Source organism: uncultured Anaerococcus sp. (assembly GCF_937934665.1).
GTDB lineage: Bacteria > Bacillota > Clostridia > Tissierellales > Peptoniphilaceae > Anaerococcus.
In genome coordinates, this window is the sequence record NZ_CALGYW010000130.1 from 1 (window position 1) to 3273 (window position 3273).

Consider the following 3273-nt stretch of genomic DNA (forward strand, 5'->3'; position numbering starts at 1 on the left):
CGTTAGTCATAGCGTTCGCTAGGCCGTATCTATTTATAAAATCATGGTTTCTAAAAATAGGTTGCTTATGCATCGGCTTCCAAATTGGTCTACCTTCTGCATTGATGCTTGCTAAGACATCTAATATCTCATGTGGTGAAGATTTTCCCTTTTCTGGTCTATATAGATAGTCTATGTCGCCTCTGACCTCTTTTGACATTGCTTCTTCATCTATTATCATGCATGATAGCCAGTAGTTTGGCTCCATTGTGTCTTCAACAAAAGGATTCATCTTTATAGGAAGGTTCTTTAACCCTTCTTTATACCTATTGTAGATTTCTTTCTTTTGATTAATGTGGTCATAAAGATATGGAAGTTGGCCTCTTACTACACCAGCTATGACATTGCTCATTCTGTAATTATATCCGACTTCTTCGTGTTGGTACCATGGTGCATTTTCCCTAGACTGGGTTGACCATTTTCTAGCCTTGTCTGCTGCTTCTTTTGAGTTTGTAAGTAGCATACCTCCAGCAGATCCTGTTATAATTTTGTTGCCATTAAAGGATATAGCATTATAAGATCCAAAGGTACCTGTTTGTTTGCCCTTATAGGTTGCTCCGAATGATTCTGCAGCATCTTCTATCAAGATAGCATTATTTTTCTTGCAAATTTCGACTATTTCATCTATTTTTGCTGGAGTACCGTATAGGTGGACAAGCATAACATATTTTGTATCAGGATATATTTCAAAAGCTTTTTCTAGTGCTTTTGGATCCATATTCCATGTTTCGTATTCTGAATCGATAAATACAGGTATAGCCCCTTCATAGCAAATAGGATTTGCACTTGCCGAAAAAGTCATAGAAGAGCAAAATACCCTCTCGCCTCTTTTTACACCAGCAAGTTTGATAGCTAAATGAAGAGTAGATGTACCACTAGCAAGGCCAACAGCATAGTCACAGCCAGCAATCTTTGCTACTTCCTCTTCTACCTTGTTGATGTTTTCACCTACTGTGCTCATCCAATTTGTCTCAAAGGCTTCTGTCATGTATTTTAGCTCGTCACCATGCATTGTAGGTGATGAGAGCCATACTTTGTTTTCTAATTTCTTTAATTTTTTTGTTTTATCAAACATCAGTTCTTGCTCTCTTTCTTGCCTATAAAAGTGCTTATCAATTCATTTATCGTGCTTATTATGTCAAGCTCATCTATGTGTTCTTGATTTATGATTTTATCTAATGTGCCAAAAAAGTCCTCTCTAGAAAACTCTAGTGGCCTTCCCACTGATATGCCTTCTATCTTTGTATCTACTAGGGCTTCTTCATCCATGAGTCTTTCTTCGAAGAGCTTCTCCCCTGGTCTAAGGCCAGTGTAGACTATTGGCATATCTATGTCCGGTTGGTAGCCTGATAGTCTAATAAGTTGTCTGGCTAAGTCATCAATTTTGACAGGATCCCCCATGTCTAGGACGAATATTTCGCCGCCCTCTGCCATAGATCCTGCTTGGAGGACTAGCTTCACAGCTTCCTTGATTGTCATAAAATATCTAATAATATCAGGATGGGTCACTGTGACAGGTCCTCCTGCAGCTATTTGCTTTTTGAATAACGGGATAACTGATCCATTCGACCCTAATACGTTGCCGAACCTCACTGCTACAAACTCTGTCCTGTGGTCTTTGCCTGCTAATTTTTCTGCGGGCTCAATAATAATATTCCTATCTCCATCTTGGACATTGATTTTTGCTAAGTTTTTGTAGTTTCCACTTATTTTCGCATCATTAAGTCCTTGGATTATCTTTTCGCAGACTCTCTTTGTCGCTCCCATGACTGATGTAGGGTTGACCGCCTTGTCTGTTGATATAAGGACAAATCTCTTGGTATTATGGATTAGTGAAAGAAGTGCTACATTGTATGTTCCTCTGACATTGTTCTTGATAGCCTCTATCGGGCTTACCTCCATTAGAGGTACGTGCTTATGTGCCGCTGCATGGAAAACTATATCTGGCTTGTACTCTTCAAAAACTTTCTCTACTCTCATATAATCTCTCACAGAACCTATAAGGGTTATAAAATTTAGGTCCTTATGGTTTCTCTTAAGCTCTTGTTCGATTTCATATGCGTTATTTTCATAAATATCAAATATGATAAGAAGCTTGGGACCATATTGGGCAATTTGCCTGCAAAGTTCTGATCCAATAGATCCTCCACCTCCTGTGACCAAGACCACTTGGTCATTGAGGTAATCAAAGGTTTCATTGGAGAATATTTTGACAGGTTCCCTACCTAAGAGGTCTTCTATCTGGACATCTTTCATTGTGGACATGGTAATCTTTCCCGACACCATTTGGTATATACCAGGTAGGACCTTGACCTCACATCCTGTGTCGTTGCATATCCTGAGAATTTGTCTTTTATCTTCTTCTGGTGCAGATGGTATAGCCACAAGGATAAGGTCTATACCTTCTTTGCTGACTACATCTTTTATATTATCTCTACCACCTAGAACTTTTGTCCCATCAATATACTGGTTTGTCTTACTTCTGTCATCATCTATAAAGCCTGTTACTAGGACATTTGTTTGCTCATTTTTGTTTGAGTTGTTTATATCTCTTTTAAGCGTTTGACCAGCAGAGCCAGCTCCTATAATTATTGCCTTTTTGTATTTTTCGTTATCTTTTTTTGCTTGTAGGACATATATATTAGCATCCTTTTAGCAAATCTAGAAGAAACTGTCAGTACATATTGTATCATAAATCCAAATAAATAATATGAAAAAGGCATTTTCTCAACTAACGAAGTCATAAGTGTAATATGACTTATAAAAGATAAAATACTTGCCCATGTAATATTGATAAGTTCTGTGTATGATGCATACTCTAATATCATCTTGTACATTTTGAATCTTGAATATATAAAAATGCTGATGATAGTATTAATTAGAGTATATTTTTTGAATGCTAATAGATATTCTTGTGGTATTTCTGAAAAATTAAGGTCAAACCTAAAATATAGGGCTAAAAAATAAGCGAGATTAAGTATTAATATGTCAAAAAATAATAAGGTTATTTTCTTCCTGTTTGTTTCATTAAAAATGCTCATTCTTTAACTCCTTTCATCTTTTTATATAAGTCGTGTTTGAGATTGTCAATCACAGGTATTTCTACCTTTACTATTACTATTAAATAACTAACACCAGCAAAAAACACTGCTAAGAGTAGGCTTATTATCGGTCCAGTAATATCTGAAAAATATCTATTTATAAATCTTGTAATTAATACCATAACAATTGAAG

The 3273-nt window shown here is 36.3% G+C and carries 3 protein-coding genes; all 3 read right to left on the reverse strand.

Annotated elements, in window-relative coordinates:
• On the reverse strand, positions 1 to 1114 hold a 1114-nt coding region (locus Q0410_RS06705), incomplete at its 3' end, for a DegT/DnrJ/EryC1/StrS aminotransferase family protein (RefSeq protein ID WP_299034657.1).
• Positions 1114 to 2679 (reverse strand): polysaccharide biosynthesis protein, encoded by a 1566-nt coding sequence (locus Q0410_RS06710; protein WP_367178724.1) that lies wholly within the window; start codon positions 2677 to 2679, stop codon positions 1114 to 1116. The genes Q0410_RS06705 and Q0410_RS06710, both read right to left, overlap by 1 nt.
• Before the next feature lie 397 nt (positions 2680 to 3076).
• Positions 3077 to 3273, reverse strand: a 197-nt coding sequence (locus tag Q0410_RS06715) for a hypothetical protein (protein WP_299034660.1), incomplete at its 5' end; no start/stop codon positions are given.